Here is a 24,326-nt window from a genome sequence, read left to right on the forward strand (position 1 = left end):
CCCGGCGAACGCCGTCAGCTTGCCGTATCGCGGCCACCCGTGGCAATCGCACCCGTGCGTTCGATCACCCACGCGTACTCGAAGGCGATCTCCTTCCACTTCTCGTATCGCCCGCTGACCCCGCCGTGCCCGGCACTCATCTCGGTCTTCAGCAGAATCGGCTCGCTGCCGGTGTTCTTCACCCGCAGAGCGGCGATCCACTTCGCGGGTTCGACGTAGAGCACGCGCGTGTCGTTGATCGAGGTGATGGCCAGGACGGCCGGGTAGTCCTTCTCCGCCACGTTCTCGTACGGGCTGTACGACTTCATGTAGTCGTAGACGTCCTTGTCCTCCAGCGGGTTTCCCCACTCGTCCCACTCGATCACCGTGAGCGGCAACGACGGGTCGAGAATGGACGTGAGCGGATCCACGAACGGCACGTTGGCGAGGATGCCCGCGAACAGTTCGGGTGCGAGGTTGGCCACCGCTCCCATGAGGAGCCCGCCCGCGCTGCCACCGTCGGCCACCAGACGATCGGGAGACGTCACCCCGGTGTCGATCAGATGCCGTGCGCACGAGACGAAGTCGGTGAACGTGTTCTTCTTGTGCAGCATCTTGCCGTCCTCGTACCAGAGGCGGCCCATCTCCCCGCCGCCGCGCACGTGCGCGATGACGAACACGATGCCCCGATCGAGCAGGGACAGTCTCGACACCGAGAAGCCCGGGTCCATGCTCGCCTCGTACGAGCCGTACCCGTACAGCAACGTCGGCGCGCCGCCCTCGGACACCTCGACGTCTACGCGCTTGATCACCGAGAGCGGTACCCGGGTGCCGTCCTCCGCCGTCGCCCACTCCCTGGTCTGGGTGTACCGCGTCGGGTCGAAATCGCCGAGCACCGGCTGCGACTTGCGCAGGATGCGCTCGCCAGAGGCCAGGTCGTAGTCGTAGACGCGCGAGGGTGTGATGAACGAGGTGTAACCGAAACGCAGCAGCGGTGCGTCCCACTCCGGATTCGAGCCGAGACCCACCGAGAACAGTTCCTCGTCGAACTCGAGCTCGTGACGCTCGCCGTAGCCGCTGTCGAGCAGTGGCCACAAGGCCATGCGCGGCACGGCTTCCCGGCGGTACGACAGCACCAGGTGGTGCGCGAACGCGTCGACGTCCTCGAGCCGCACGTCGTCGGCGTGCTCCAGGAGAATCGTCATGTCCGACGGGTCCTCCACCGGCGCGTCGGCCAGGACGAAGTTCTCCGCCTTCACTCCGTCGACGACGTCGTTGTGCAGGATCAGGAACCGGTCGCGGCCCGCGACCACGGCGTGCTCCGCGCTGTACTCGACGCCGTCCCTGCGCGGCAGGATCACGTGGAACTCGCCCGTCGGATCCTGCGCATCGAGGTACCAGCCCTCGGTGGTGACCTTCGACCCCACCCAGATCACGAGGTACTTCTCGCTGCGCGTGGATCCGAAACTGACCCAGTAGGACTCGTCCGGCTCGTGGAAGACCACCACGTCCTCGGACGTGGGCGACCCGATCCGGTGTCGCCACACCTTGTCCGGACGCCACGAGTCGTCCACGGTCTGATAGAAGAGGTACTGCTGATCGGCGGACCAGGTCGCTCCGGGAGCGGTCTGCTCGATCTCGTCCGGGAACAGCTCTCCGGTACGAAGATCCTTGATGCGCAACGTGTACCGCTCGTCGCCGGCGGTGTCGACGGAGTACGCGAGCAGGTGTCCGTCGTCGCTCAGGGAGAATGCGCCGAGCGAGAAGAAATCGTGTCCTTCTGCCAGCACGTTGGCGTCGAGGACGATCTCCTCGCCGGGGACCTCGACACCCGGTTCGAGCGCGGGCGGCGTCCAGTCGTCCACCGAGGCGACCGGGCAGCGGCACTGCATGCCGTAACTCTTGCCCTCCAGCGTGCGCCCGTAGTACCACCAGAGTCCGCGGCGCGTGGGCACCGACAGATCGGTCTCCTGTGTGCGCGACTTGATCTCGTCGAAGATCGCCGTGCGCAGCGGCTCCAGGTGGGCCGTCTGTGCCTCGGTGTAGGCGTTCTCCGCCTCGAGGTACGCGACGACCTCGGGATCCGACTTCTCCCGCAACCACTCGTACGGGTCGACGACGACGTCACCGTGGTGGGTGCGCGTGTGCGGAACGGTCTTGGCGATCGGTGGTGTCGTCTGCTGCGCGTCGTGCGTCTGCATGTCGGTCACGGTCGTACCCAATCGTCGAAGGAGAGACCCGAGAGTCGTTCGTACGCCTCGACGTAACGCGACCGGGTGCGGTCGGCGATGTCGTCGGGCAGCGGCGGGGGCGGTGCATCGCCGTGGCGGTCCCATCCGGACTCACCGGTCAGCCAGTCCCGGACGAACTGCTTGTCGAAACTCGGCTGCGCCTGCCCCTCGGTGTAGCCGTCGAGCGGCCAGTACCGGGACGAGTCGGGAGTCAACACCTCGTCGGCGAGGACCACCTCGCCGTCGTCGTCGACACCGAACTCGAACTTGGTGTCGGCGAGGATGATTCCGCGTCCGGCGGCGAACTCCGCGGCGCGCGCGTAGATGTCGAGCGTGGCCGAGCGCAGCTTGTCCGCCGTGTCGGCTCCGACCAGGGCGACCACGGAATCGAAGTCGATGTTCTCGTCGTGATCGCCGATCGCCGCCTTGCTGGCGGGGGTGAAGATCGGCTCCGGGAGCGTGCTCGCCTCGGTGAGACCGTCCGGGAGCGGAACGCCGCACACCGCACCCGTCTCCCGATAGTCGAGCAGCCCGGACCCGGTGAGGTAGCCACGGGCGACACACTCGACCGGTGCCATGCGCAGCGCGCGCACCACCAGCGCGCGGCCGAGCACCTCCTGCGGGATCCGCGGATCCTCCGCGTCTCCGGCGAGGTGATCGCGCACGCCGAGAGTGTCGAAGAAGAACACGCTCATCGCGGTGAGCACGCGACCCTTGTCAGGAATGGGCGTCGACAGCACGTGGTCGTACGCGGAGATGCGGTCGCTCGCCACCAGGAGCAGATGGTCGTCGTCGATGCGATACAGGTCGCGGACCTTGCCGGCCGCCAGATGGGGATACTGCGAGAGAGAGGGGCGCACGACGTTCGAGCGTAGTCGTGCCGCGCATCGCGGTGGTGGCGGTGTCTGGCAGTGTTCGGAGGGACCCTCGGTACCGAGGCGAACGAAGGAGTGTGGCGGGTGACGACGACGGACAGGGTGCAGGTCGGATTCCGGTCCGAACGAGGCCCGATCCTGGCGGCGCTGATGCTCTGCAACTCGCTCGTCGCCCTCGACTCGACGATCATCGCCACGTCCGTCCTCACCATCGTCGACGACCTGGGCGGCTTCTCCCAGTTCCCGTGGCTCTTCTCGATCTATCTGCTCGCACAGGCCGTCACCGTGCCGGTCTACGGCAAGCTGGCGGATCTCTTCGGCCGCAAGCGTCTCGTCCTGTTCGGCATCGCCGTCTTCGCGATCGGCTCGGTGCTGTGCGGGATCGCCTGGAGCATGCCCGCCCTCATCGTCGCCCGGGCGATCCAGGGCATCGGCGCGGGCGCGATCCAACCGATGGTGCAGACGATCGCCGGCGACATCTACACCGTGCGCGAGCGCGCGAAGGCGCAGGGCTATCTGGCCAGCGTGTGGGCGATGTCGTCCATCGTGGGTCCCAGTCTCGGCGGCATCTTCTCCGAGTTCCTCTCGTGGCGCTGGATCTTCTTCGTCAACATCCCGCTGTGCCTGGTCGCGGCGGTGATGCTGATCCGCAAGTTCGACGAGACGGCGAGGCCGTCGACGCGGCAGAGCATCGACTACGTCGGCGCCGCGCTGCTCACCGTCGGCGCGGGCGCCCTCATCCTCGGGCTGCTCGAGGGTGGTCAGTCGTGGGCGTGGACGTCGGGAGCGAGTGTCGCGGTCTTCGCCGTCGGAGTGGCCGGGCTCGCCGCCTTCGTGCTCGTCGAGAGACGCGTCGCGTCCCCCGTGCTCCCACTGTGGGTGCTGACGCGTCGCGTCCTGGTCGCCACGAGCGCCGTGGGCGCCGTCATCGGCGCCGTCGTGCTCACGCTCACCACGTACGTCCCGACGTTCGTCCAGGGCGTACTGGGGCTGAGCGCACTGGCGGGCGGCTTCACCCTCGCACCGCTCCTGCTGTCGTGGCCGCTGATGTCGTCACAGTCGGGTCGGGTGTATCTGCGCATCGGGTTCCGGCGCACCGCGGTCATCGGTGGGTCGATCGTCACGGCCGGTTCGCTGCTCACACTGGGATGGACCACGACGTCGTCGGTGTGGGAGATCTGCGTCGGGTGCCTCGTGATCGGAGCCGGGATGGGGCTGATCGCGGGCCCTGCGCTCATCGCGGCGCAGTCGAGTGTCGACTGGTCCGAGCGCGGAGTGGTCACCTCCACCAACACGTTCGCCCGCAACCTCGGCAGCGCCGTCGGCATCGCGGTGTGCGGGGCCATCGTCAATGCCACCGTCGGAGACGACGCATCGCCGACCGAACTCGGCGACGGTCTGCACATCGTGTTCTACACGGTGATCGGCGGAGCGGTCCTGCTGCTGATCGCCGCGCTCGCGATGCCCGGTGGCCGTATCGCCGATCCCGAGAAGAGCTAGAGGCCGACGCGCTCGAGGAGTGCCTCGAACTCGTCCTGCGCCTGCGCTTCCGACTTGCCCTCGCGCAGAGCGCGCTTGTAGCCCGCGAGTGCCATCGCCTCGTACCGCTTGTAGGAGGCCAGCCACTCCTCGGCGCGCTCGCGCCAGTATCCGATGACCGAGCACTCACGGGTGCTCATGCCCCACTGCTTGCGCACGTGGGAGCGCACCGCGCGGGACGCGCCCGCCTCACCGGCGAACCACACGTATCCGGAGCCCGCGGGACGCTCGTACGACGCGACCGCATCGGGGAGAACACTCGGCATCACACCGTTGCCGGTACCCACGCGCCAGTCGACGGTGACGTCCGCCGCCGTGTCGAACGACTGGATGTCGGCGGGGTCGAGGACCTCGAGCACGACGTGGGTCCGCAGCCCGGCCGGTGCCTGTTCGAGTGCTCGGGCGATGGCCGGCAGACCCGTCTGGTCCGCCACGAGCAGTTGCCACGCGGCGTCCTCGGGACACCGGTACCAGGAGCGGGGGCGCGAGAGGACGACGCTGTGGCCCGGGCGCGCCAGCCGCGCCCAGTTCGACGCGACGCCGCTCTCGTGCAGGACGAAGTCGATGGTCAGCGTGTCGTCGTCGCGCATGCGGACGGTGTAGTTGCGGCACTCCGGCCGCGTCGACGCGTCGTGGTAGCCCCACACGCCCTTACAGCAGGTCATCGGCGGCAGGACGTCGTCGACGGCGGGCGGGAAGTACACGGTGACGCACTCGTCCGGTGCCTCGACGCCGACGTACCGTTCCACCCACGGGCCGCCGAGAACGATGCGCACCATGCTGGGTGAGATCGCCGTCGTGGACAGCACCGACGCCGGATAGAAGCCGGGTTCCGCATCGAGCGTCGCGGCGTCGAGTTCGAACGCTGTCGACATCGGACCTCCTCGCCTGCGGCGCGCTCGAGGGATCGAGCGACTGTAAGGCCAGCCTAACCATGCCCGAGGAATGTGCGCAATGGGGTGGGCTCAGGACCGCGATGTGAGATGTCACGATGGCAGTGCGCGACAGCCTCTGCTGCGTGAGGCAGTATCTGAGGCAGTGAGCCGGGTTGCGGCAGACATCGCACGCGGTCGACGGCAGCGGCAGAGGTAACACACGAGGGAGCGCTCATCCGATGTCCCGAAACGGCCGCCGTACATCGATGACGGTTCTCCTGTCGCTGTCACCACCCGACGGCACGACCCGGTACGTCGATCAGGTCGTGTCCTCCACACCGGACACAGAATTTCTGTACTTCCGCTGGCGCACGGCGTTGGTCGGCCGTTACGACATCCTTCACGTGCACTGGCCCGAGCTGATGATCCGATCCGGTGCCCCCGCCAAGGCATGGATGCGGCGCCGCGCGCTCGATCTTCTCCTGCTTCGGGCAAGAGTCACCCGGAAACCCGTCATTCGCACCGTTCACAACGAGCGCCCCCACGAAGCGGGGTCGACGGCCGAGCAGCGTTCCCTCGACCGATTCGACGATGCGACGACGCTCGCCATCGTCATGAACGGCTCGACCGGCGTCGCCGTGGGCACCCCTACGTTTCACATCCCCCACGGGCACTACCGCGACCGTCTACACCCGGCTGCGCACGTCGAGGCCGTCGCCGGGCGTCTTCTGTACTTCGGACTGATTCGCCCGTACAAGGGCGTCGAGCACCTGATCACCGCGTTCTCCGCTCTGGTCGAGCCCGAACTCGAATTACGCGTTGTCGGTAGACCGCAGAGCCGTCTCCGCGGCACCGTCGAACACTTGGTCGCGACGTCCGACCGGGTTTCCGGTCGGCTCGAGTTCGTGTCCGACTCCGACCTCGCCGACGAAGTGGCCGCCTGCTCCCTGGTCGTACTGCCCTACCGTGAGATGCACAATTCCGGGGCACTGCTCGTGGCACTGTCCCTCGATCGGCCCGTACTCGTTCCCGATACTCCGTCCACCAGAGAGCTAGCGAACGAAGTGGGAACAGATTGGGTCCGCCGCTACGAGGGGACTCTGACGACCGAGGTGTTGCGGGACGCGGTGACATGGTCCACGAGCGTGGATCGGCGGGGCCGGCCCGACCTCGACGGGCGAGATCATGACGCCGTGGGTGGGCTGCACGCCCGGGCCTATGCGCATGCACTCCGAGATCGCCGCCCGTCGACAGTGCTCTCGCGACGATGACCGACGGCGCGTCGGCCGAGACGGCCGCACCGACCGACCGACCGAGAAGTCTCGGTCGCACGGCCTCGCGCGGCGCCGCCGCCACCGGCCTCGCTCAGGTGACCCGCATCCTCGTACAGCTGACGGGGATCGTGGTGCTCGCACGCATGCTGTCGCCGGACGACTACGGTCTCGTGGCCGCGACCACCGCGGTCATCGGGATAGGCGAGATCTTTCGAGATTTCGGGTTGTTCACCGCGGCAGTGCAATCACCGACCTTGACGAAGGCACAGCGATCCAACCTGTTCTGGATCAACACCGGTATCGGGGCCGCGCTGACAATCCTGGTCATCTCGGCTGCTCCGTTGATCGCAGCGGTGTACGACGACGACCGACTGACACCGCTCACGATCGCGCTGTCGACGACCTTCCTCGCGAACGGGATGGCCACGCAGTATCGGGCCGATCTCACACGAAGGTTCCGATTCGTAGCACTCTCCGGCACCGAGATCGCCGCCCAGGTGGTAGCGCTCGTGATCGGCGTGACTCTCGCATCGACGATCGTGCAGTCGGGTGAGATCGGTGGGCAGTGGGCTCTCGCGGCGCAGCAGGTGTCCCAGTCCTTCCTCCTGCTCGGTCTCGTCATGACGGCGTCCCGCTGGCTCCCCGGACTCTGGGCACGAAGTGCCTCGGTCGCACACCTCGTCAAGTTCGGCGTCGATGTCGCGGCTGTGCAGTTGCTCGGATACGCGAGTCGTAACACCGACACGGTCATGATCGGCGCAACGCTGGGGCCGGGTCCTCTCGGTATCTACAACCGGGCGTTCCAGCTGTTGCTGCTCCCCCTCAATCAGATCAATGCTCCCTCCAATCGAGTGGCGCTCCCCGTGCTGTCACGGCTCAGGGACGACCGGCCCCGGTTCGATCGCTTCCTACTCTTCGGGCAAGCCGCGCTGTTGCATATCACCGCAGCCATCCTGGCCTTCTCTGCGGCGCAGGCGGTTCCCCTGGTCGAGTTGTCGCTCGGGCCACAATGGGCAGGGACCGCACCCGTGTTCCAGGTGCTGGCCGTGGCCGGCTTCTTCCAAGCCGCTGCCTACGCGACGGGATGGGTCTTCATCGCCACCGGCAACAGTCGGCAGAGTCTGTGGTTCACGATCGCGACTCGTCCCGCGACCATTCTGGCGGTGGTGGTGGGATCGTTGTGGGGGTTGTACGGCGTGGCCTGGGCCTACACGCTCTGCATGGCGCTGACCTGGCCCATCGGTCTGATCTGGATAAACCGCGTCACCGGAGCACCGGGTCGGGCGATGTTCGAGACCGGAGCGAGAACCGTCATCGGCTACGCGATCGTCGGCAGCGTGTCCTGGACGACCACCCTGTGGACCCCGTTCGGTTCGCCTCTTGCCGTGACGACGATCGGCGGACTCGTCATGCTCTCAGCGTTGGCGATCCTCTGTCTGGTCTGGCCCGGGTTTCGCCGCGACCTCTTCACCCTTCGAGAGTTCGGCCGCAGACTGCGTGGATGAGATCGTCGCGCCGGAACACGACTGGAGAGCGATCATCAGCACCGCCCCGATCAGCAGGTGGTACGCGGGGCGAGCATCGATCATGTTGTACGTGCCTATGGACACGGCCAGAGCCACCACCGCACCCGCAGCACCCCAGTCGCGGCGACGCGAAGCAATCACCGCAGCGGTCACCAGGACGACTGTGACGAGCACGAGGCCAGGGATACCGATACTCAAAGCCAGCTGTAGGTAGCTGTTCTCGATGGGCACTCCAGTGTCGTTGAACTCGTCGACCGCACGTTGAGATGCCCCCGGTCCGACACCTAGACCGCGAGACGCTGTGAGACCGTCGAGAGCGACGTCGACTCCCTCGCGTCGCGCCTGATTCGATCGACTGGCGCCGACCGAGGTGGACCGACCCACGACAGCACGAACCAATTCGGTGGTCGGCCACGCCGCAGCAGCCAGGACCACGCCGACCGCTGCCGCAGTCAGCACCCTGGTCCGCGTCAGAGTCGGCCGACCACGCCACCGGCGAACCATCGCTCGACGGCCCCCGACCAGCAGTACCGCAACCGTCATCGAGATCGTCGCGAGGAATGCAGCCAGGATGGACCCACGCGAGACAGTGCTCAGTAGTGCTTCGAACGACACCGCGGCTCCGACCGCGAACACAGCCCGCCGCCGTCCGGTCCGCGCGAACGCATCGCCGAGAAGCAGCACGAAGGACACCGCGAAGAACGTTCCCGCGGCAAGGGGGTGTCCGAAAGCCACCACCGATCGATAGTGCGACCAGTGCTGCGGATCCGCGACCCCGGGCAGCGCCCCGAAGACGACGTTGGACGCGAACATCGACTCGGCGATCGCGTAGAGGCCTAGGGGCACCGCCATCATCGACCAGGTCGTGCGCAACAGTGCCGCCTCGTCGTGGGCGTCGAGCAGCACCGCTGGAGCGATCATGACTGTTAGGCCGACAGTCCACCCGATCGAGACTCGCAGATCCACCGAGACTGCTGTCGTCACCAGACACCATACGAGCAACGCGTACATGGCCAGAACCACCGGGTCTCGCCACGGGCGTAGTGCAGCGGCACCGTTCTCGACGATTCGTCGCACGACCCACACTCCGACGACGCACGCCGCGGGTGTGACGCTGCGCGGCAGTTCGTCAGGGAACAGTCCCGGCGGAACGAGAGTGATCGCGACGAGTGCGAGGCTCGGCAGGATTTGCACACGGAGGACCATCGCGCCCACGGCGCAGGCTGTGGTCACGACGACGACCAAGGTCCGGCGTGTTCCGGCGTCGATGTCGTAAACCTCGCGTGTCACCACCGCAGCCACGACGGCGAAGACGATCGCAGCCAGAAGGAGACGCCAGAGCCTGTTCCCGCGGAGATCGATCCGCTCGCCGGCGATGCGACTCGTCACGTCGCCGCGATTTCGATGGTCATGGACAGCCTCATGGCACGAATCATGCCCGGTTCTCGATGATCGGTCGCGTCGACAGCGTCCACTTTCGGCGTCCCGGTATCCATTTCTCGGCCGAAACACTCACTTTCGGTCGGCTGAGCCTCGAAAAACCGGTTCCAGCGTTCCTTTATCACATTTTACTCGAACCGATACACCGCGCACTTGATCCATTCCGTCGATGAGCAGCTTTGGATCAATACCTGTGGTGCGCTGAGGTTGTCGGCAGGTCGACCACGGAACAAACCTTGCGTTATGCGAAGGTCTGGCACTCGTCGCGAATATCCAATAGGCTCCCAATCAACGTGTAATCGGTATTCGACACGGCACCGCACGACGGTGCACGGCGTGGCGGGTTCCACCAATTTTGTCGTGTTCGATCGCGTGTCGGGGCGCGAGGACTTTCCTCATACCCGCATATCGCCATCTCGACACGAAACGGAGAGACATGACCGACAACGCTCATCCCCTGGCCGCTCTCGTCCCGGCGGGCGCGCGCGTGTTGTGGGTGGCTTCGAGTGGCGGTCATTTCGCGCAACTCGCCCGGCTGGCCGCGGCCGTCGACGTCGACGCCCGGTCGGACTGGATCACCTTCGACACTCCTCAGACACGAGGAGCGTCACTCGCGACGACACCACATTTCGTGCCCTACATCGCTCCACGCGATTGGAAGGGTGTGGCGCGAGCTGCCGCGCGGACGTCGAAGTTCCTCCGCGGCAGAAGTTATGACCTGTGCATCAGTACGGGATCAGCACTCGCTCTCGGCGTCCTGCCCGTGGCGGCCGCCCACGGTGTTCCCGCCGTGTACATCGAGTCGATCTCGCGGGTGCACGGTCCCTCGGTGACAGGCAGGGCACTCCGTCGCGCGCCGGGTGTCACCACCTACACCCAGCACGCTTCGTGGGCGTCCGAACAATGGCCCTGGGCCGGTTCGGTTCTGGACACCTGGTCGTCGACTCCGAAACTAGTCCAGCGTGAACGAACCGCCCGCAAGATCTTCGTGACGCTCGGCACCATACGGCCCTATCGTTTCGATCGAGCGGTCGACGCTGTCCTCGACGTGACGACACCTGACGACGAGATCGTCTGGCAGTTGGGATGCACGACGAGGGACGACCTCAGGGGTGAGGTGCACCACGAGATCTCGCCCGAATCGTTCGCGAAGTTCGCTCATGACGCCGACGTGACGGTCACCCACGCCGGCGTCGGAAGTTTGATGCAATTGCTCGACATGGGCATCACTCCGTCCATCGTCGTCCGCGAACCAGGTTCCGACGAACACGTGGACGATCACCAGCGACAGATCGCAGAGGAGATGAAGCGTCGCAATCTCGCCTTCGAACTGGATCTCTCGCGCCCGTCGAGGTCGGTACTGGAGAGATCGGCCCACCGCACGGTGCTGACCGCCTGACCCGGCCGCCGATCAACGACTCACGCGTGCCCATCGCCTTCCGGTCAGGAACAGACCCGGACGGAGCCGGGCCACTGCGAGAGTGGCGGCCACCCGCCACTCCGAACCTGTGAGTGCGAGCCGAATGGCCGCCCACGCGATACGGTCTCGCCCCTCCTGTTGCAATCCCGCCGACTCGTCCTGCGACCATCCCCCGCCGGCCGAGTCCCTGATCATCGAGAGACCGATGAAACGGGCGCGGTAGTAGGCGATCGCGTCGTACGGAACAGGGGCCGTGGCCGCAGCGGCAGCCGTCACGACCTGCTCGACGCTCCGCAGCGACTCGGCGCGACGCCGCGACCGCCCGATGATCGAGTCGGCGCGGACCGTGTAGCTGTACACGAGGTCGTCGACGCGGACGACGACCCCCGAGGCCGCCAGGCAGCGTGCCACCAGGGCGACATCGGAGTGCACCCGAGAATGCGGTATCTCCAACGATCGAAGCAGATCGCCGGCGATGAGTTTGTCCCACAACTGCCCTCGTATCCGGCCGAGCAACAGTGACCGCAACGCCTCGGGCCCTGTCCAGTGTGCGGACGCGGGCGGCGACGTGCGAGAAGCCCCTCCCACCACGACGGATTCACCGACGACGACATCCGCCCCCGACTGTCGCGCAGCGGTGATCATCGCCTCGAGGCCCGTGCTCGGAACAGCGTCGTCCGCGTCGACGAACCATACGTATTCGCCCGCACTGTGAGCTACCCCGACCTCACGTGCGGCAGCCACTCCGACGTTGCGCTCCAGCACAATCGGCAGCACACGTGGGTCGTCGTAGGACCGCGCGACAGCAAGCGAGTCGTCGGTGGAACCGTCGTCCACCACGATCAGTTCGAGATCCCGCCACGAGGAGGCGAGCACACTGTCCAGCGCTGTGCGCAAATGAGCGCCGCCGTCGTGAACGGCAACGATGACACTGACACCGACGCTCACGCCGAATAGCCCAACGCAGCAGCGAACACTGCACGCGCGTCGCGCAGTTCGGTGCGTGCGCGTTCGACACCTGCGCGCGTCTCGGTCACGGATCTCGCAGCCGTCTCGAGCACTCGCACTCGGTCGTCCGACGCGAGTGTGCCCGTCGTGACTTCGACTCCGCCGAGCCCGATCACGTCGAAATGGCGTCTGATCTTCGGTGATCCTCTGTCCAGCGCGGCTGACACTGCCGCCCCCTCGGTGGCCGCGCCGACGAGCACGTGCAGGCGATCGCTGACCGCCAGACACGTCCGTCGGTAGAGGTGACGCAGGTGCTGCTCCGCATCACCGAAGGTGATGCCTTCCAGGCAGACCGCACGACCGCCGAGAAAGTCTGCGCAGTCCAGTGTCCGACGGTCGTCCCTCCGCACCTGCGACACGCAGACGATGTCGAGCTCCTTGCGATCCGCGAAACGGCGAATCGCCTCGAACCAGCTGTCGGACGGAATCGGCAGATCCCCTCGTAGTGACACCACGACCAGGGAGCGGTCCTCACCGTCCCACGTCGAAGCGTCCGACCCTTCCGCGAAAGCCAGATCCGGCGCGACCTGTCCGCGTCCGAAGGCGGCCCTGGTCGCATCATCGCGCCAGAACGTGACGTCACTGAGTACCACGGACGGTCGGCACATGGACACGTACGGTTGCGCGACCGACCTCGTTCCCACGCCGACTCTTCCGACACGACCACCGGAAGCCCGGAGTCGCGCGACCAGGGGCAGAAGACCGACGTGTTCCTTCATTCCCGGTAGGGACATCTGGATCTCACCGGGCTTGTACACATACCGCGCTCTCGTGGAGTCCGTCGCCATGGCGCCGGACCATCGGGCGAAGGAGCGGTACACGGTCGCGGACGAAGGTAGGTCGAGGGCTGCAACGAAGTCGTTCGGCGCACCCGCGAGCAGAACGTGGAGGTCGTCGTCGATCCAAGCGGCGAGTCGACGACGCAGGAAGACGTCACCGAGATTGTCGTACTGACCGACGAGTGGCACGAAGGTGGTCACAGGATCGTGTCCATAGGACGTCGGCGCGCTCCGTTGCGCTGTGAGAGGGCGCGCAGCCACACGGACTCCACACGGGGAAAAACCGCTCCCGCCGAGTAGTCCTCGTGGACTCGTCTCCTGCCTGCCGCGCCCAGTCGATCCACCAGCGCGTCGTCGACGAGGAGTTCGTGCAACGCGGTTCGAAGGGCTTCGAGATCACCGGCGGGCACGACGATGCCCGCGCCGCCTCGGAGCAACCGCCCAATGCTGCCGACCTCCGTCGAGACCACCGCACATCCCGCTGCCATGCCCTCGACAAGCGCCAGGGGCAGCGCCTCCGCACGCGAGGGGAGGACGACCACTCGCGCACGTGCCATCACCTCCAGGAGCGCATCATGGTCCACAGCGCCACAGACGGTGACGTTTCGCAGCCCCGCCCACGGTTCGAGATCCATCTCCACCGGACCGGCCAGCACGAGCTTCCACTCGTGGGCGTCGGCACCGACAGAGCTCCACGCTTCCAGCAGAACGTCGACGCCCTTGCGGTGGCAGACGGCTCCGGCGAACACCACCACGTCGGCCTTGCTCTCGGGCTCCGGCACCACGACAGCATTCGGGACATCGATCACCGGCACGCTCGGTGCGACCGAACGTACGGCCGTCGCAGTCTCCTCCGACAGAACGAGTACGGCGTCAGCTCGTCGGAGCACCACACCCGCAATCCTCGGACGGTCACGGGCGAACACGGCGAAAGCACTGCCATGCACGTGAATCACCACCGGCAGTCCCGCAGCGTGCGCGCCGAGAACGACTGCGCCTTCCCGTACGAACGAACCGCCCTGCGAGACGTGCACGGCAACGACGGTGGACTGCCGCCGCGACCGCCGTCGGAGAATGGTGACCATCGCCGCACCGAGTGCGACCGACGTTCTCATCACGGAACCGCGACGTCGCGTCGGAAGAGCCACGGTGTCGACGTGCTCGAACTGCCACGTGCACAGCGATCTCACCACCTGGCTGAGCCCACCCGCGATGTCACCGGCACCCCCCACCTGATACACGGTCGCGCGCCCGCTCACGACGCCGAGATCCGAACGCGTTCGAGCAGATCACTCACCGCTGTCCCACTGGCATCGGCACCGAACCTGATCAGCCACTCGTCGACTCCTTCGACGGACAGCCCGTACTCGGCCTCGACACCGTCCGCGAGCCCTTCGGGGCTGTCGGACGGTGTCAGAGTTCCCGTCAGTCCGGGCACCACTGCATCCGACACTCCCAGGGCGCCGGAGAAAGCGACGCTGCGCAGCCCCGCGGCCGCGGCCTCCACGAGCGTGTTACCGAAACCCTCACGGACGGAGGGCATCAACAGCACCGCGCCTTTCGGGCAGGATCTGAACCAGTGCTCCTGCCAACCTCCGAAGACGGCCGTCACCGCCCGACGGCGAGCATGCTCGCGCATCGCCTCCTCGAGCGGTCCGGTCCCGAACACGAGTAACGAGGTGTCGTAGCCCCGCCGATCGAGTTCGGCGGCCACCTCGACGGCGAGGAGCGGTCGCTTCTGCTCGACCAGCCGACACGGAAAGACCAGGACGACACGGCGATCTCCCCGGACCACGTCCTCGCCGGGTCCGAGGCGATCGGGGATGGTCGTCACCTTGGAGGCAGCGGGGTTCTGAACCACGGTGCACCGTTCGGCAGCGACGCCGAAGGACGAGACCATCTCCGCCGCGACCGCATGCGAGATGGCCGCGACGTGGTCGGCACGACGATAGGCGCGCCGGGCAACAGCAACCTTCCTCCGGTGACCTCGCGAGGCCGCCGACAGACCGATGGACACCAGGTTGCGCTCACTCACCACAACGGGAACTCGTGAGCCTCGCTGCCCGAACCGAGAGGCGAGAGCGTGCAGATTCGCGTACATCTGCAGGGACAACACGATGTCCGGTCGAACCGTTCGGACGGTGGACCGCAGATGTCGTTGGGTGGCGAGGTGGCCACTCACACGGTCGGATCCGTGCCACACGACGTTGCTCGCCAACTCTGCTGGGCGACTGTGTTCCGCGACGGTGTGGACGTGCACCTGGTGGCCGTGATCGGCAAGCCACGCAGCCCAGGTGCGCGCGACGAATTCTGCACCGCCGCCGTGCATCGAGGGGACCACCACGAGAATTCTCACGTCGCTCGCTCCAACGCACCGGCGATACGGTCGGTCAGTTCGTCCAGTTCACCGGCTGCGCCGATCACACGACGTCGCACTTCGTCGCGACGGCTCAGTACGTCCTCCGCGAAGGACAGAGCCACGTCGGAGTCCTGAGCGTGCAGCGCCACCGACACCAGTCCGGCTGCCCGCATTCCGCGGTCGAGCTTCTCCACATCGGACGTACCCAGTCCGATCGGGACCGCGCCCTCGGTCGCCGCCATGATGAGACCGTGAAGGCGATTGCTCACCACCGCACGACAGCGGCGGTAGGTGTGCCGAAGAACGTCCTCGGCCTGCGCGAGATCGTCGCTTGGCCACTCCACGACCCTTGCGCCGAAGAGCGGTGCCCACTGCCGTGCCGACCTCATGTCTGCGGCGGTCTGCGCCGTCATCACCAGGTCGAGTCCGTGCGCGGCGGCCAGTGCGCACACAGTCCGCGCATAGTCCTCCGACGGGGCCGGCCGATCGTGACGTAAGGCCACCGCCATCAACGGCCTCTCGTCGTCAGGTGGGAGGGCCTCACCGTGTCTGTGTGCGAATGCCCAGTCCGGCGTGACTGTTCCGAGCCCGATCCACTCCTGACTGCGGTCGTCGCGCCAGGTCACCAGATCACACCCGGCGAGGATCCACCGCAGAATTCGCGCTGTTCGACGACGCGGTGCACGCACCCCGATGCTGGTGTGAACGGCGATCCCTCCACGGACCCGGAGCAAAGCGAGAAGAGGGAGATGAAGTGCGTAGGAACGCAGTACCGCGGGCGTCAGGCTGATCTCCCCGCCGTGAAAGGCGAACAGAACGCGGCCTTTCAGAGCGTGACGGAGTGCCGCGACTCGCCACGTCCTGCGACTGCGGTACAGCACATCGGTGGCGTCCAGCCCCAGACCGGACAGGTATGTCTCCGGCAGACCACCGACCCAGAGGTGAAGTGTCCCTCGTGGTCGCAGGGCTCTGAACAACTCTCGCCGCAGCGCCGTGTCTCCGACGTTGTCTCGAGCGCCCGTCGCACCGACGAACACGTGCACGGCCGCGGTCAGCTTCCTCACGCTCACGATCCGGAGCAGTCCGGAACGTCGATCGTCGCAGTGCCGTCCAATGTCTGGGGTTGAACGGGCGCGCGAGCGGCCCCGGCAGCTGTCGGCTCGACCAGGTCGAGCACCAGGGTCTTCGTCTGCCCCGGCTCCACGACGAGCGGTGTGTAGAACACCGGGTGATTGCGTTCCTGACCGGTCAGGAGGAAGACCTGCTGGCCGTCGATCGTCGCCTTGGACAGCGTGGATCCAGTCGTGGTCAGGACGGACACCACTGAGCGGTTCGTTCCTGGCGGCCCCTCGTAGGCGGTGGTCTCGTTCTGACGGCCGGCGATGTATCTCGGATAGTCCTGCGCAGGTGCAGTGTTGGTGACGGTGGCCGTGATCTGCGACGTTCGCGTGTCTCCGACACACGACGAAGCGGTGTAGGTGACGTCACGCTTCAGGTAGTAGTCGAGTTTGCCGCCGGCGCCGTTGTTCACGATCACCGATGCGTACGGCGCCGGATCGTCCGGAACCTCGTGCGCGATCTTGGTTCCCGACAGCACGCTCTGCACAGCCGGATCGGCACTCCAGACAGCGGTGTGACCCTCGCTCACGCCACGTCCGATCGCGTCCAGCAACTTCGCCGGGTTCTTGATCTTGCCCTCCACTTTGGAGAAGACACGCGCGGCGATCTGCTGGAGGTAGTCCTTGCGCGCGGCGTTGTCGTCCGCGAAGCGGAAGTACGCCTCAGACTGGGTCAGGTTCACGACGTTGTCCTCGGTGACCTGTTCCCCGTCGGCGAGCGTCACGGGTCCGACGACACCGAGGATGTAGCTCAGGGCCACCGGGTCCGTCGCCAGTACGCCGTCGACAGACTGACCCGATTCCTGCTGCCAGATCGACCGAAGAATCTCGCCGGCATACGGAAAGTGGGAGCTCACGTTGGCGTTCTGCCAGTTGGCCGTCGCGTTGTACTGGTTCCCGTAATTCTTCGCGAAGTCCGCGCCCAGGTCGATCGGGTCGTAGTTACGGCGTAATTCGCTGTTCTTCGCCAGCTCGTCCAGCTCTATTTTTCCCCGGTCAGCATCGATGATGGCGAATCCACCCATCAGCCCGCCGGTACCACGCGATTCCGCATTCGTCTGGAAGGCCAAGAAGTAACTCTGGGGCGCATTCTCGCCGAGCATGTCCGGGAGGATCTTCGACGCGAGGCTGGTATTGGTGAGCAGCCCGGACAGGTCGTCCAGCTGTGCCTTCAACGAGTCGCCGGCCTCGGTGACCTGGGGCAGGTAGCTCTCGGTGTCGATGGACTCGGCACGATCGTTCAACTCGCCGGCCGACACCGACACCTGCTCCAGCGTCGGCGATGCATCGCGAAGGGCGCCCAGGTCGATCGTGCCGTCGTCCGCGCGCAGTTCACTCGGGTTCAGGACGGCACCGACTTCGACGGCGGGCTGCAGGACCTCGGTCGTGAGGTCGTGGACGAGCCCGGTGAGAGGCCCCACGACCTCGAGCGGGGAGCCGACGCCCGGAATCGCGGCGACGGCTTTCCAGATGGGCGACTCGGTGGCGTCCAGCGCATCCGACGACGCCGCGGTGGCGTCCGCGACGTGCTCGCGGCCCTCGTCCGCGTTGCCCGCCAGGATCGCCGACCGCGCCGCCAGCGCGTCGTCGCGCGCCGAGCTCAGTCCCTTGTACGCAGTGAAGACGGTCCATCCGAACCATGCGACGAGCCCGAGCAGCACGATGACGACAACCCATACCCAGATCGGTACACGTCGCCGACGGCGTGCCGCCGTGGTTTCCTCGAGCTCAGTCGACACGAAATTCCTCTACTCGTACACGGATCGGGATTCGGCGGAAGTGTATCAATCGTCTTCGGGTCGTGCGTCGCGTCACTCGGCACGCATTCACCCCACTACGGCCTGCCGAGTCCCCGATACAGCCAACCCGCGTATCGCCATGCATTCACGTCGAGGCAATTGCGTCCGTCGATGATTCTGCGTTCTCGCACCACGCCGTCCAGATCGGCGGGAACCAGCTCGCGGAATTCACGCCATTCGGTGAGCACGAGTACCACGTCGGCCTTCGCGCACGCCTCCAGCGCAGAGCTCGCGTACCCCAGCGTGGGGAACAGCGCGCGTGAGTTGTCGTTGGCCTTCGGGTCGTACACGGTCACACCGGCACCCTGAAGTTGCAGTTGGCCAGCGACATTGAGTGCCGGTGAATCGCGGACGTCGTCGGAGTCGGGCTTGAAGGCTGCACCCAGCACCGCGACCTGAGCTCCCAGCAGAGTTCCCACGGTGTCGCGCACGACCTCGACCATGCCGGTGCGGCGACGCATGTTGATGTTGTCGACCTCGCGCAGGAACGTCAGCGCCTGATCGGCTCCCAGCTCACCGGCACGAGCCATGAATGCGCGAATGTCCTTCGGTAGGCAACCTCCGCCGAAACCGATCCCGGCGTTCAGAAACTTGCGTCCGATTCGATCGTCGTGACCGATTGCGTCGGCCAGAACGGTGATATCGGCGCCTGCCGCGTCACAGACCTCGGAAATAGCATTGATGAACGAGATCTTCGTAGCGAGAAATGCGTTGGCCGAGGTCTTGACCAATTCGGCGGTGGCCAGATCGGTCACGATGAAAGGGATTCCCTCGGCGAGCAGGGGCGCGTAGACCTCGCGCGCGACCTCCTCCGCGCGCCGAGGACGGTTCCGGTCGACCCCGAGCACCAGCCGGTCCGGGTGCAGCGTGTCCTCCACGGCGTGACCCTCGCGCAGGAACTCCGGGTTCCAGGCCACCTCGAGGTCCTCGCCTGCCGACGAGAGCGCATGGGCCAACGCGCCGAGTCGCTCCGCCGTGCCCACGGGGACCGTGGACTTGCCGAAGAGGACAGCGGGTCCGGTGATCAGCGGTGCGAGGTTCTCCACCACCGAGTTCACGTACGTCACGTCAGCGGCGTACTCGCCCTTCTTCTGCGGCGTGCCCACCGCGAGGAAGAAGATGTCGCCGAACGCTGCAGCGTCCGCGTACGACGCGGTGAAGCGCAGGCGGCCCGCTGCGATGTTGCGCTGCAACACGTCCTCGAGCCCGGGCTCCCAGAAGGGCACCTCCCCCGCCTCGAGCTTGGCCAGCTTGCTCGGGTCGACATCGACCCCGAGGACGTCGTGTCCGATCTCGGCCATGCACGCAGCGTGCGTGGCGCCCAGGTAACCCGTTCCGATGACGACAACTTTGCTCACATGACGAACCGTAGGGTCTGACGGCCGTCACTTCCACCGGGAGACCGCCCCGTCGTCAGGGTTCACATCACAGAATGGGAGCCGGTGTGTACAGAGCCGCCTCCGGGTTCTCGTCGACCAGTGTCTGCACCGCGGCGACGACCGCAGCGACCTGAGCGTGCGCGGCGCCGATGAACGCCGACCGATCCGCCAGCGCCGTGTCGAGTGCCGCGCGGTCGAGCGGCAACCGCTCGTCGGCCGCGAGTCGGTCGAGGAGGTCCGGTTCCCTCCCCTGCTCCCGCATCGCGAGAGCGACGGCCACGGCATGCTCCTTGATGGCTTCGTGGGCGGTCTCCCGACCGACGCCTGCGCGGACGGCGGCCATGAGCACCTTGGTCGTCGCCAGGAAGGGCAGATAGCGATCGAGCTCGCGGGCGATCACCGCGGGATAGGCACCGAACTCTGCGAGCACGGTCAGGAAGGTCTCCATCATCCCGTCGATGGCGAAGAATGCGTCCGGCAGCGCGACTCGACGCACGACGGAACAGAAGACGTCGCCCTCGTTCCACTGTGCGCCGGCCAACTCCGCGGCCATGGACCCGTAGCCGCGCAGGATCACCTGCAGGCCGTTGACGCGTTCGCAGGACCGGGTGTTCATCTTGTGCGGCATGGCCGACGAGCCCACCTGACCCGGCTGGAAACCCTCGGTGACCAGTTCGTGTCCGGCCATCAGGCGCACCGTGTGCGCGAAGGAAGACTGCGCCGCACCCACCTGCACCAGCGCCGACACCACGTCGTGGTCGAGGGAACGAGGGTAGACCTGGCCGACACTCGTGAAGACGTGGGCGAAACCGAGATGCTGCGCCACCGCGCGTTCGAGGGTCTCGAGCTTGTCGGCATCGCCGCCGAGCAGATCGAGCATGTCCTGGGCCGTCCCCATCGGACCCTTGATGCCGCGCAGCGGGTACCGGTCGATCAGCTCCCGGAGCCGGGTCAACGCCACCATCAGCTCGTCGGCAGCCGACGCGAACCGCTTGCCCAGCGTCGTGGCCTGCGCCGCGACGTTGTGGCTGCGGCCGGCCATGACCACCTCGGTGTACTCGGCCGCGCGCTCGGCCAGACGCGCCGCGACAGCCACGCCGTGCCCGTACACGTGTTCCATCGACCGCAGGATCTGCAGCTGCTCGACGTTCTCCGTCAGATCGCGGCTGGTCAGACCCTTGTGCACGTGCTCGTGGCCGGCGAGGGCGTTGAACTCCTCGATCCGCGCCTTCACGTCGTGACGAGTGACCCGCTCGCGATCCGCGATCGACTCGAGATCGACCCGGTCGGCCACGCGCTCGTAGTCCGCGATGGCCTCCGCCGGGACGTCGACACCGAGATCGGCCTGCGCTCGCAGCACGGCGATCCACAGCTGACGCTCGAGCACGATCTTGTGCTCGGGTGACCACAGACGGGCCATGTCGGGACTGGCGTAACGGTGGGCGAGGACATTCGGGATACGGCTCACGAGCGGCCAGTTTACGGTCCCTCCACTGCGCGACCGTCCTCCGGACTGCGCCTCTACTGCGCGACCGTCCTCCGGACTTCCCGCGACAACGGCGCGTGACGGTCCACCGCATCCAGCAGGACGTCCCGCACGCGTGACCGCAGGTCCGCCCCGTTCTCCCCCAACGCGCCCATCACGACACCGTCGACGAGGGCCAGGAGCGGGCGGACGTGGTCACGGTCGGTGGGCCGACCCGCGGCGGACAGCACGTCGGACAGCATGTCCTCCAGCTCACCACGCAGCCGGCAGTGCAGTTCCTGCAGCTGCGGATGCCGCGCCGCGGCCAGCACCCGCTCGTAGCGCGCCACCATCAGGTCCCGCCGGACCTCGTCGCCGTCGTCCGGACCCACGAGCAGGTCCACCACCAGGTCCACCGTGTCCGCGGTGTCCAACGCAACCGGCGCGAATGCGGTCATCCGGTCGCGGATCATCGCGATCTCGCGGACCCCGTTCAGTTCCGCGGCGTGCGTGACGAGGTCGTCCAGGGAGTCGAAGTAGTAGGTCGTCGACGCCAGCGGAAGCCTGGCCCTCGCCGCGACGCTCCGGTGCCGCACGGCGTCGTACCCCCCGGCCAGCAGAAGGTCAGCTGCGGCCGAGATGAGGGCCTCGCGCCGACGCCGACCCTTGGGCGTCGAGCGGGGAGCGGAGCCGGTCGACATGCGTACACATGCTGCCACCGGCGCTTCTCCCCCGTGCGCCTTTTGCGTATCCCTGGATGCGCAAAGGGCGCACGGGGGCGCAGCCCACTACCGCAGTCGCGGGGTGAGCCGACGCAGCGCCTCGGTGATGTCCTCGGTCGCACCGGCGAAGGAGAAGCGCACCGTGTGGTGACCGTGCACCGTGTCGAAGTCCGCACCCGGGACGACGGCCACGCCGGTCTCGTTCAGGGTGTCGGCGCACCATCGGAACGAATCGTCCGTCAGGTGCCCGATGTCGGCGTACGCGTAGAAGGCGCCGTCCGCGGGAGCGAGCCGGGTGACGCCGGCATCACGGAGACCGCCGAGCAGTTCCTCGCGGTTGCGGGCGTACCGCCGCACGTGACCGTCCAACTCGGCGAGGGACTCGTCCGTGAAGGCGGCGACCGCGGCGAGCTGCGAGACGGTCGGCGGACACACCGTCATGTTCGAGGCCAGCCGCTGGACCGCTCGGGTGAGCGAACGCGGGAGCACCATCCAGCCGAGACGCCAGCCGGTCATGGAGAAGTACTTCGAGACCGACCCGATCGAGACGGCGCCGTCCGAGAACTCCCGAGCGCTCCGGCACTCGACGTCGCCGTAGGAGATGCCGTGGTAGATCTCGTCGGAGATCAACAGCGTGCCGTGCTCGTCGCACCATCGTGCGAGCGCGGCCAACTCGTCGGGATCGATGATCGTGCCGGTCGGATTGGCCGGACTGGCGATGATCAGTCCCTTCGGAGGTTCGGGGAGCGCATCGAGCATCGCGACCGTCGGCTGGAAGCGCACGTCTTCGCCGCAGTCCAGCTCGATCACGCGACACCCCAACGCGGACAACGTGTTGCGATACGCGGGATAACCGGGTCGCGCCATCACCACGGTGTCGCCGGCGTCGAACGCCGCGAGGAACAGCAACGTGAACGCACCCGACGACCCGGTGGTCACCACGACGTCCTCGGCCTCGATGACGACCTGCGATCGCGTCGACAGGTAGGCGGCGATCGTCGCCCTCAGCCGCGCGGTACCCAACGTCTCGGAGTAGCCGATCACGTCGTCGTCGAGCGCCGTGCGCATGGCAGCGAGGACCGGCCCGGGCGCACGCGTGGACGGCTGTCCGGCCGCGAGGGACACGACGTCGCCGTGAGTCTCCTGGCGGCGCGCCGCAGCGGCGAACACGTCCATGACGCGGAACGGCTCGATGCGCGAGCGTGCGGATTCCTCGACCATCGTCAGGAGGGGATCGAGATCCGGCCCTCGACGGCCGAGAGTCCGATGTCGGTGCGGAAGTGGCTGCCGGTCAACGACACTCGCGCCATGATGTCGTAAGCCTCGGTGCGGGCGGCGGCGAGATCCGCCCCGGTGCCGACGACGCTGAGCACCCGGCCCCCGGCCGACACGAGGCCACCGTTCCTGCCGTGCGCCGTCCCCGCGTGCAGCACGCCGGGGTTCTCGGCGCCGGTGATGGCGTCTCCGGTGCGCGGTCGGCCGGGATAGTTCTCGGCGGCGAGCACGACGGTGACCGCCGAGCCCTGCTTCCACTGCAGCGGCGGCAGGTCCGCCAATGTTCCGGTGGATGCCGCGTACAGCGCCGCACCGAGCGGTGAGTCGAGCAGTGCGAGCACGGCCTGGGTCTCGGGATCACCGAAGCGACAGTTGAATTCGATGACCGCGGGGCCCTCACCGTCCACCGCGAGGCCCGCGTAGAGCAGGCCGGTGAACGGGCAACCCCGTGCCACCATCTCCGCTGCCACGGGCGCGACCACCTCGTCGACGATGCGCTGGACCATCGAGTCGGGCAACCACGGCAACGGTGTGTAGGCGCCCATCCCGCCGGTGTTGGGCCCGGTGTCGCCGTCTCCGACGCGCTTGTGGTCCTGAGCGGGCAGCAGCGGCACCACGGTCTCGCCGTCGACGAGACAGAACAGCGACACCTCCGGGCCGGACAGGAACGATTCGAGCAACACGGGATGGCCGAGTTCGAGGAGCTCGGCGGCGTGAGCGCGCGCGGTGAGGCGGTCCTGCGTGACGACGACTCCCTTGCCCGCGGCCAGTCCGTCGTCCTTCACCACCCACGTCGGCCCGAAGCGGTTGAGGGCGGCATCGAGCAGTGCCGGCGTGTCCACCACCTCGCTGGTCGCGGTGCGGACCCCGGCCGACGCCATGACGTCCTTCGCGAACGCCTTGGAACCCTCGATCCGGGCGGCGGCGGCGGACGGACCGAAGCAGGCGATCCCGGCCTCGCGCACCGCGTCGGCGACGCCGAGCACCAGCGGTACCTCGGGGCCGATGACGACCAGATCGGCGCCGCGCTCGCGAGCGAGCGACACGACGGCCTCCCCGGAGGCGACGTCGACGGGGTACGTCTGGGCGACGGTCTCGATGCCGGCGTTGCCGGGGGCGCACATCACCGCGCTCACCTCGGGGTCCGCCGCCAGGGCGATCAGCAGGGCATGTTCACGGGCTCCGGAACCGATGACGAGTACTCGCACGAGAGCAGCGTACTGGCCACGACCTCTGGACCAGCGCACCCGTTCGCGCTATGGT

19 protein-coding genes are annotated in these 24,326 nt (G+C 67.0%); 4 read left to right on the plus strand and 15 right to left on the minus strand.

The features are described 5' to 3' along the window. Positions 1-14: 14 nt before the first annotated feature. Positions 15-2,180: a S9 family peptidase gene (locus tag QE397_RS14970; RefSeq protein WP_056447493.1), complete on the minus strand. Its 2,166-nt coding sequence runs from the start codon at positions 2,178-2,180 to the stop codon at positions 15-17. A 5-nt stretch (positions 2,181-2,185) separates the two neighbouring features. Next, positions 2,186-3,070 carry a phosphoribosylaminoimidazolesuccinocarboxamide synthase gene (locus QE397_RS14975; protein ID WP_056446672.1) on the minus strand — a complete coding sequence of 295 codons (885 nt, stop codon included), beginning with the start codon at positions 3,068-3,070 and terminating at the stop codon, positions 2,186-2,188. Between the two features lie 99 nt (positions 3,071-3,169). On the opposite strand from QE397_RS14975, the gene QE397_RS14980 reads away from it, so the two are divergent. Further along, on the plus strand, positions 3,170-4,585 hold the full coding sequence (locus tag QE397_RS14980; protein WP_027504317.1) for an MDR family MFS transporter: 1,416 nt from the start codon (positions 3,170-3,172) through the stop codon (positions 4,583-4,585). On the opposite strand, the gene QE397_RS14985 is transcribed toward QE397_RS14980, so the two are convergent. After that, complete coding sequence (locus QE397_RS14985; RefSeq protein ID WP_307095610.1) at positions 4,582-5,499, minus strand: siderophore-interacting protein; 918 nt, start codon at positions 5,497-5,499, stop codon at positions 4,582-4,584. The genes QE397_RS14980 and QE397_RS14985 overlap by 4 nt on opposite strands. A gap of 266 nt (positions 5,500-5,765) precedes the next feature. Here QE397_RS14985 and QE397_RS14990 point away from each other — a divergent pair, with 266 nt between their 5' ends. Beyond that, entirely contained in the window at positions 5,766-6,770 is a 1,005-nt protein-coding gene (locus QE397_RS14990; protein ID WP_307095612.1) for a glycosyltransferase, read from the plus strand. Then, the gene (locus QE397_RS14995; protein ID WP_307095614.1) at positions 6,767-8,278 is read left to right on the plus strand and encodes a lipopolysaccharide biosynthesis protein; all 1,512 of its coding nucleotides are present in this window, start codon (positions 6,767-6,769) and stop codon (positions 8,276-8,278) included. Before QE397_RS14990 ends, QE397_RS14995 begins: the two co-directional genes overlap by 4 nt. Here QE397_RS14995 and QE397_RS15000 read toward each other — a convergent pair. Further along, positions 8,189-9,688, minus strand: coding sequence for an O-antigen ligase family protein (locus QE397_RS15000; protein WP_307095616.1), 1,500 nt, complete (start codon positions 9,686-9,688; stop codon positions 8,189-8,191). The two genes, QE397_RS14995 and QE397_RS15000, sit on opposite strands and share 90 nt — an antisense overlap. Positions 9,689-10,175: 487 nt before the next feature. Here QE397_RS15000 and QE397_RS15005 point away from each other — a divergent pair, with 487 nt between their 5' ends. Further along, positions 10,176-11,138, plus strand: a complete 963-nt coding sequence (locus tag QE397_RS15005) for a glycosyltransferase (RefSeq protein WP_307095618.1) — start codon at positions 10,176-10,178, stop codon at positions 11,136-11,138. 12 nt (positions 11,139-11,150) lie between these two features. On the opposite strand, the gene QE397_RS15010 is transcribed toward QE397_RS15005, so the two are convergent. The 11 genes from QE397_RS15010 to purD all read right to left on the minus strand — a co-directional run bounded on the left by QE397_RS15010 (position 11,151) and on the right by purD (position 24,271). Next, positions 11,151-12,107, minus strand: a complete 957-nt coding sequence (locus tag QE397_RS15010) for a glycosyltransferase family A protein (RefSeq protein WP_307095620.1) — start codon at positions 12,105-12,107, stop codon at positions 11,151-11,153. Then, on the minus strand, positions 12,104-13,147 hold the full coding sequence (locus QE397_RS15015) for a hypothetical protein (RefSeq protein WP_307095622.1): 1,044 nt from the start codon (positions 13,145-13,147) through the stop codon (positions 12,104-12,106). The genes QE397_RS15010 and QE397_RS15015 overlap by 4 nt, the downstream gene beginning before the upstream one ends. Beyond that, entirely contained in the window at positions 13,144-14,178 is a 1,035-nt protein-coding gene (locus QE397_RS15020) for a glycosyltransferase family 4 protein (RefSeq protein ID WP_307095624.1), read from the minus strand. Before QE397_RS15020 ends, QE397_RS15015 begins: the two co-directional genes overlap by 4 nt. Before the next feature lie 23 nt (positions 14,179-14,201). Continuing rightward, the gene (locus tag QE397_RS15025; protein ID WP_307095626.1) at positions 14,202-15,302 is read right to left on the minus strand and encodes a glycosyltransferase family 4 protein; all 1,101 of its coding nucleotides are present in this window, start codon (positions 15,300-15,302) and stop codon (positions 14,202-14,204) included. Continuing rightward, positions 15,299-16,369: a polysaccharide pyruvyl transferase family protein gene (locus QE397_RS15030; protein ID WP_307095628.1), complete on the minus strand. Its 1,071-nt coding sequence runs from the start codon at positions 16,367-16,369 to the stop codon at positions 15,299-15,301. The genes QE397_RS15025 and QE397_RS15030 overlap by 4 nt, the downstream gene beginning before the upstream one ends. Positions 16,370-16,371: 2 nt before the next feature. Beyond that, the gene (locus tag QE397_RS15035; RefSeq protein WP_307095630.1) at positions 16,372-18,162 is read right to left on the minus strand and encodes a DUF4012 domain-containing protein; all 1,791 of its coding nucleotides are present in this window, start codon (positions 18,160-18,162) and stop codon (positions 16,372-16,374) included. A 95-nt stretch (positions 18,163-18,257) separates the two neighbouring features. After that, positions 18,258-19,580, minus strand: a complete 1,323-nt coding sequence (locus QE397_RS15040; protein WP_307095632.1) for a UDP-glucose/GDP-mannose dehydrogenase family protein — start codon at positions 19,578-19,580, stop codon at positions 18,258-18,260. Between the two features lie 67 nt (positions 19,581-19,647). Next, positions 19,648-21,069: an adenylosuccinate lyase gene (gene purB / locus QE397_RS15045; protein WP_307095634.1), complete on the minus strand. Its 1,422-nt coding sequence runs from the start codon at positions 21,067-21,069 to the stop codon at positions 19,648-19,650. Positions 21,070-21,122: 53 nt separating this feature from the next. Beyond that, entirely contained in the window at positions 21,123-21,767 is a 645-nt protein-coding gene (locus QE397_RS15050) for a TetR/AcrR family transcriptional regulator (protein ID WP_307095636.1), read from the minus strand. 87 nt (positions 21,768-21,854) lie between these two features. Next, positions 21,855-23,009, minus strand: a complete 1,155-nt coding sequence (locus QE397_RS15055; RefSeq protein WP_307095638.1) for a pyridoxal phosphate-dependent aminotransferase — start codon at positions 23,007-23,009, stop codon at positions 21,855-21,857. A gap of 2 nt (positions 23,010-23,011) precedes the next feature. After that, complete coding sequence (gene purD / locus QE397_RS15060) at positions 23,012-24,271, minus strand: phosphoribosylamine--glycine ligase (RefSeq protein WP_307095640.1); 1,260 nt, start codon at positions 24,269-24,271, stop codon at positions 23,012-23,014. Between the last annotated feature and the right edge of the window lie 55 nt (positions 24,272-24,326).

Source organism: Rhodococcus sp. SORGH_AS_0301, from assembly GCF_030818285.1.
Classification (GTDB): Bacteria; Actinomycetota; Actinomycetes; order Mycobacteriales; family Mycobacteriaceae; genus Rhodococcoides.